Source organism: Tardiphaga sp. (genome assembly GCF_028290785.1).
Lineage (GTDB): Bacteria > Pseudomonadota > Alphaproteobacteria > Rhizobiales > Xanthobacteraceae > Tardiphaga.
Map to the genome: position 1 here is coordinate 1 of NZ_JAQGJD010000129.1, position 5,532 is coordinate 5,532.

General features: G+C 65.4%; 6 protein-coding genes. 3 read left to right on the forward strand and 3 right to left on the reverse strand.

What is annotated here, in order from left to right; all coding sequences use genetic code 11:
- The first annotated feature begins 204 nt into the window (after positions 1–204).
- Positions 205–750 (forward strand): response regulator, encoded by a 546-nt coding sequence (locus JWR89_RS07575; protein ID WP_299713843.1) that lies wholly within the window; start codon positions 205–207, stop codon positions 748–750.
- Positions 751–776: 26 nt separating this feature from the next.
- Complete coding sequence (locus JWR89_RS07580; protein WP_299713853.1) at positions 777–1,355, forward strand: Hpt domain-containing protein; 579 nt, start codon at positions 777–779, stop codon at positions 1,353–1,355.
- 139 nt (positions 1,356–1,494) lie between these two features.
- Here JWR89_RS07580 and JWR89_RS07585 read toward each other — a convergent pair whose 3' ends face one another.
- Both JWR89_RS07585 and JWR89_RS07590 read right to left on the reverse strand, forming a co-directional pair.
- Positions 1,495–2,664 carry a DUF2336 domain-containing protein gene (locus JWR89_RS07585; protein ID WP_299713845.1) on the reverse strand — a complete coding sequence of 390 codons (1,170 nt, stop codon included), beginning with the start codon at positions 2,662–2,664 and terminating at the stop codon, positions 1,495–1,497.
- 339 nt (positions 2,665–3,003) lie between these two features.
- On the reverse strand, positions 3,004–3,990 hold the full coding sequence (locus JWR89_RS07590; RefSeq protein WP_299713855.1) for a transglycosylase SLT domain-containing protein: 987 nt from the start codon (positions 3,988–3,990) through the stop codon (positions 3,004–3,006).
- A 221-nt stretch (positions 3,991–4,211) separates the two neighbouring features.
- Here JWR89_RS07590 and JWR89_RS07595 point away from each other — a divergent pair, with 221 nt between their 5' ends.
- Entirely contained in the window at positions 4,212–4,874 is a 663-nt protein-coding gene (locus tag JWR89_RS07595; RefSeq protein ID WP_299713848.1) for a hypothetical protein, read from the forward strand.
- A 154-nt stretch (positions 4,875–5,028) separates the two neighbouring features.
- On the opposite strand, the gene hisI is transcribed toward JWR89_RS07595, so the two are convergent.
- Complete coding sequence (hisI, locus tag JWR89_RS07600) at positions 5,029–5,457, reverse strand: phosphoribosyl-AMP cyclohydrolase (RefSeq protein ID WP_299713850.1); 429 nt, start codon at positions 5,455–5,457, stop codon at positions 5,029–5,031.
- Between the last annotated feature and the right edge of the window lie 75 nt (positions 5,458–5,532).

Below are 5,532 nucleotides of genomic sequence, written 5' to 3' on the forward strand. Positions count from 1 at the left end.
CGCCGCGTCAGGGCGATCACCCGGGTGACCCTCGGATCGGCCAGCGCCTGCTGCAGCACCAGGCCGCCGACCAGCCCGGTGGCGCCGGCAATCAGCAATCGGGTCATGCGATGGTTCTCCCCCTGCCCCGCCTCAACCATTCGTTAAGGACGCGCGGCATATAGTTAACGACAGGTATACCAGCCTTCGCTCCCGGGTCGCATCATGTTTCGCATCGACTTCAACAAGCTGCGCTTCCTCGTCTGCGACGACAATCCGCACATGCGGCGGATTCTGCGCACGCTGCTGCATTCGTTTGGCGCGCGCGAAGTCTATGAAGCGGAAGACGGCGCCACCGCGCTGGAAATGTACAGCCACTACGTGCCCGACATCGTGATCGCCGACTGGGCGATGCCGATCTTCGACGGGCTCGAACTGGCGCAGATGATCCGGCAGCCGGACTCTAAGGGCAATCCCTACGCGCCGATCATCATGCTGACCGGCCATTCCGAGAAGCGCCGCATCACCATGGCGCGCGACGCGGGCGTGACCGAGTTTCTCGCCAAGCCGATCTCCGCCAAGGGGCTTTATTTGCGCATCATGAGCGTGGTCGCGCATCCCCGCCCCTTCATCAAGACCAAGAACTATTTTGGCCCGGACCGCCGCCGCAACACCACCGTGGCCTATATCGGGCCGGAGCGCCGCAACGGCGGCGAGGCCGAAGTCGTGCAGCAGCCATCGCTGATGGACAAGGCGCGGGTCACCGGCTGATGCGCAGCTCGCTGGAGAAATACAAGATGTCCCGCGACAAGAGCCTGGCGCCGAAGGTCGAGGCCTTCGCCGATCATCAGATCATCACGCCGCACAACACGCTGCGCCGCGCCATCCGCCGCGTCGAGGACCGCGAGCGCGACGATCCCGTCGGCCGCGCCGAACAGGCGCTGGCCGGATTATCCGGCGAGTTCAAGAGCTGGATGCGCAGCGAATGCGACCGGCTCGCCGCGGCGCACCTGGCGGTGCTGGTGCAAGGTTTCACGCCGCAGACCCGCGACGAGCTGTTTCGCGCCGCCCATGATATCAAGGGCGACGCGGTGACGTTCGGCTTTCCCGCCGCGGGTGCGGCGGCAGAAAGCCTGTGCCGGATCATCGAGCACGCGCCGAACCTCGACGCGGTGCCGGCCGAGCTGATCGGCCACCACATCGACGCTATCCAGGCGATCGTGCGCGAGCACAACACCATCGAGAAAGCCGGCGTCGCGCAGGAATTGAGCGACCGGCTGCGCGGCATCGCGGATGAATATCTGATGCTGGTGAACAAGGACCGCCCGGAGCGGCTGGAAGCCATCGCTTCGCCAGGGATCGTGCCGGCGGAATAAGAAGCGCAGTCTTCGTAGGGTGGGCAAAGGCGCGCTTGCGCCGTGCCCACCATGACCCGCTCCGCTTGAAATGGTGGGCACGCCCCGCCGCGCTGCGCGCGTCGTGGCTTTGCCCACCCTACGAGATTAAGAGAAGCAGCTACGCCGCGATCGGCTGATAGTCGAACACGCCGGCCTGCTCGGCCAGCTCGTCGCAGAACACGCGGGCTTCTTCGCGCGCCGACTCGGTGGCAAACCTTCGCAGCAGGATCAAGAGCGGCTCGGACACCGCAGCGTCGGTCTCGCAGATCGTCAGCACGCGCTCGACCATGCGGCGGCGCAGCCGCACGGCGCCGCCGATCGAGCCGATGAAGCCGATCTCGCCGCGCGCGGCCAGCGCGGCGCGGAACGCGGGATGCGTGGATTCCGGCAGGCCGGCGCGGGTCAACAGCGCGTTCAGGCTGCTGCCTGGCCCGTCATAGACGATGGCGGCGACGCGGCCCGGCGAAAGGCCGGACAATTCCACCAGCGCCTGGTCGAACAGATCGAGATTGCCGGAGAGTAGCGCGCGCAGAATCAGGCCGACGGTGAGCTGGCCGGCCTGGCGCAGATGGTGCACCAGGTCGCGCATCTCGTCACCGCGCGAACGCGACGCGATGTTGACGGTGGAGCGCGCCATCGCCTCGTCGGCGACGCGCCCGGCGCGTTCCGGCGACAGCCAGTTTCGCGCGACGACGAACCGCGTGAGCGTTTCCGAGAGTTTCGCGACCAGCGCCAGCCGCGTCGCCGCCGGCAGGCCGTCGAGCACCAGCATGGATTCTCTGATAGCAGCGAGATGGCCGTGGCGCACGACGATGCGGTCCCACGAGAAGTCGGCCATTTCGGCGAACGGATTTTCGATCAGCTCGAGCGCTGCGGCGGCGGAGCCGACTTCGGCGATGGCGGCGCACACCGACGCCGGCAACGTGTTGCGGCGCGCGATGGCGCATTGCAGCTCGCTGTTCCCGGTGGCGACGATATCGACCAGATCGGCGTCAATGAGCAGCGGAGAGAATTCGAGCACGGGCAGCGCCACCGCGGCCTGATCGACCGACAGCGCCTGCACGATGGCGGCGGGAGCGGACGGCGCGCGCGCAAACACCTCGGCCATGGCCTGGCGTACTAAGGGAGAGGGATCGTCGAGCAGCATCAACAGCGCGCCTTCGGCGGCGGCGCGGTCGTCTGCCGACAGATCGGAAAACATCCAGGCCCGCGCCAGAGAGCGCGTCGCCTCGGCGCGTTCGCTGGCGGGAGCGGTTCGTACCCAACTGATAAACTGCCGAACGATCATGGCCCTGCCGGCTACTACGCAACTTGAAAGACATCGTGACGCGATGCCACTGTCAGACAAAATAAACCATGCCGCTTAACAAAGGGTTCACCATAACCGGTTGGGTTTATTGACGTTTCGTTAAGGGTACGAGGACGGCCGCGGACACCCTCCCCTGGAGGGGGAGGGTCGATGAGCAGCACGCGAAGCGTGATGCGCATCGGGGTGGGGTGAAGTGTTTTGCTCGAACGCTGCCGTTGTCACCCCACCCCGCTCATCGCGATGCTGCGCATCGTGATGAGCGACCCTCCCCCTCCAGGGGAGGGTGAACGGAGCACCGTCGCTTCTACGAAGTGTAGTTTAACTACTGAACGCGCCGGCGCGGTCGCTGAACAGGTCGAGCGGCTTGGGCACGCCGACCTCCGGCGTCTTCGGCAATGCGACCGACGTCAGCGATCCGTTGTTGCCCCACAATTCCTGCACCGCCTTCGACACCGGCTCGGTGCGCTCGCCGCCCTGGAACAGCGAGCGGAAGATCGGCGCTTCCTGCGCCTTGCTCGAAGGATCCGACGCGAAGCTCGCCACCTGGGCGGTGTTGAGATCGGGAAAACGCGACAGGAAGGAGGCGTTGCTGGCCGTCGCGGAAGGCGCCACGGCCTGCGGCGTCATCACGCCGGCGGAGGCCATCGCGGTCTTGGTGGCCGACGATTGGGCGGCGCTGTCGTAGCGCGTCGACAGCACCGAATAGACCTGCGAGACGCTGCGCGCGCCGCCGCTCTTGTCGTAGAAGATCGACGTATTGGCCGCAGCCGCTTTCGGAAACAGCGCCGCGCCCGAGGCGCCCGGATTGTTCTCGGCTGAATTGATCAGCTTCGAGGCGCCGTTCACCCCCATGAAATGAGCCATGTAGAGTTCGGCGTCGGTGGGACGGCGACCGATCGCGCCGGTGAGCTTGAAGCTGTTGGACTGCGTCAGCACGCCGGCCATCGCCGAGCTGGCGACGGGATCGTCGCGCAGCTTCAGGATCTCGGCCTTGGCCGCGGGGTCGGAGACCGAATAGCTGCCGGAATCGGATTTCTGGATCGCGTCGGCATACTGGCCGTAGCCGAGCTTGGCGCCGGCTTCCTTGACGGTGCCGAGCCAGGTCTGGTCGATGAACTGGAACAGCCCCTTGGCCGACGACGTCGAGGCGGTCGCTGACGGATTGAGGTTGGATTCCATCTTGGCGGTGGACAGCAGGTATTCGAAGCTGGTGCCGGTGGTGGTGGCAGCCTGCTTGATCGCGCCCGTCACCTGACTGCGCGAGGACGAACCTGCTGATGCGATGCTGGTCAGATCGACCGCCATGTCGTGGTGCTCGCTCCCGGAGCCGACCGCCCGGCCTGCCCGCGCTGTCAGCAGCACGGGAGCCTTGGACACCTTGGGCAATCGTGGTTAAGCCGGGGTTAATGCGACCGCTGCGAGTGCCGTTGCGATCTGAGGTAGAATCTTCAGCGGACGTTAATCCGGCATTGTTTCAATGCGTGTCTGGATTCGGACGACGCGGCCACGCCGCCGGAAAGTACGCCATGACAGCCATCGCCAGCGCGACGAATTCGGCATCGCCCGCCAAGGCGGCCACGCCCGCATCTACAGCCTCGTCGGCCAAGCCCGCAGCGCCCGCGGCTGCCGGCGCGGTGGTCGTCGAACTCTCCGATCGCGCCAAGGCGCTGCTCGACAAGGCCAAGGCCGATCAGGCCGCGGCCGAAACCATCACCGAGACCTTCGACGAGAGGCTGGTCAAGCGCACCGATGCGCTGAGCGAGAAGCTCTCCAAGATCTTCGACAAGATGAACATCCCGCCGGAATACGCCACGCACCTGAAGGTCGACAAGTTCGGCAATGTCAGCGCCGAAGGCCCGTGGAAGGAGAAGATAGAGAAGATGTTTCGCGATTCGCCGGAGCTAGCGAAGGAGCTGAAGGACGTCTCCGGTCTCAACTCCTTGAAGGCAGCGCAGACGGCGCTCGACATGTACAACGAGGCCAGGAAATCGTCGAACAAGCAGGAGCAGGCCGAGGCCTGGAAGACCTACAACATCCGCTCGATCAATATCCAGGCGTTGTCCGGTGTCATGACCATGAAGGACGGCAAACTGCGCTCCGCCGCGGTGGACTACATCGACATGCTCGCCGACCCCAACGGTCTGGCTTCCGGCAAAAGCGGCAAGGCGGTCACGGAACGGCTGGTGTAGCGATCGCGCCGCGTTTCCCGGACGCGGTGCAGCGTGAAACGCTGCTCCGCAGATCCGGGATCCCGGTTTCTTCTTCCCACAACCGGGACCCCGGCTCTGCGGAGCACCACGCCGCGAAGACGCGGCGCAGTGCACCGCGTCCGGGGAACGCCGACTACTTCGGGTCGGAATACACCTTCGCGGGATCGAACACCTGCTCCGCATCGACGAACGACACTTTCGCCGCGCCATCGTCGCCCTTTGTCACCGCGCGGTAGAAGCACGAGCGGCGGCCGGTGTGGCAGGCGGCGCCGGCCTGCTCGACCTTGATCCAGATCGCATCCTGGTCGCAGTCCATCCGCATCTCGACCACGCGCTGGACGTGGCCCGAGCTCTCGCCCTTGCGCCACAGCGCCTTGCGCGAGCGGCTGTAGTACCAGGCGTCGCCGGTGGCGATGGTTTTTCGCAAAGCTTCGTCATTCATGTGCGCGACCATCAGCACATCGCCGGTGACAGCGTCGGTGGCGACGCAGGTAACGAGCCCGGCGGCGTCGAACTTTGGGGTCAGCGCGAGGGATTCTTCGAGGGTGTGATTGTGAGACACGGCGGTCTTTCAAAAATTCGAAGGGGCTCTTCCTTCCTTCTCCCCTTGTGGGAGAAGGTGGCACGGACGAAGTCC

What these genes read in the sequence shown, in the direction of transcription:
- JWR89_RS07575 (WP_299713843.1), top strand. Translation starts at nt 205, where the DNA reads ATGTTTCGCATCGACTTCAACAAGCTGCGCTTCCTCGTCTGCGACGAC.
- JWR89_RS07580 (WP_299713853.1), top strand. Translation starts at nt 777, where the DNA reads ATGTCCCGCGACAAGAGCCTGGCGCCGAAGGTCGAGGCCTTCGCCGAT.
- JWR89_RS07585 (WP_299713845.1), bottom strand. Translation starts at nt 2,664, where the DNA reads ATGATCGTTCGGCAGTTTATCAGTTGGGTACGAACCGCTCCCGCCAGC.
- JWR89_RS07590 (WP_299713855.1), bottom strand. Translation starts at nt 3,990, where the DNA reads ATGGCGGTCGATCTGACCAGCATCGCATCAGCAGGTTCGTCCTCGCGC.
- JWR89_RS07595 (WP_299713848.1), top strand. Translation starts at nt 4,212, where the DNA reads ATGACAGCCATCGCCAGCGCGACGAATTCGGCATCGCCCGCCAAGGCG.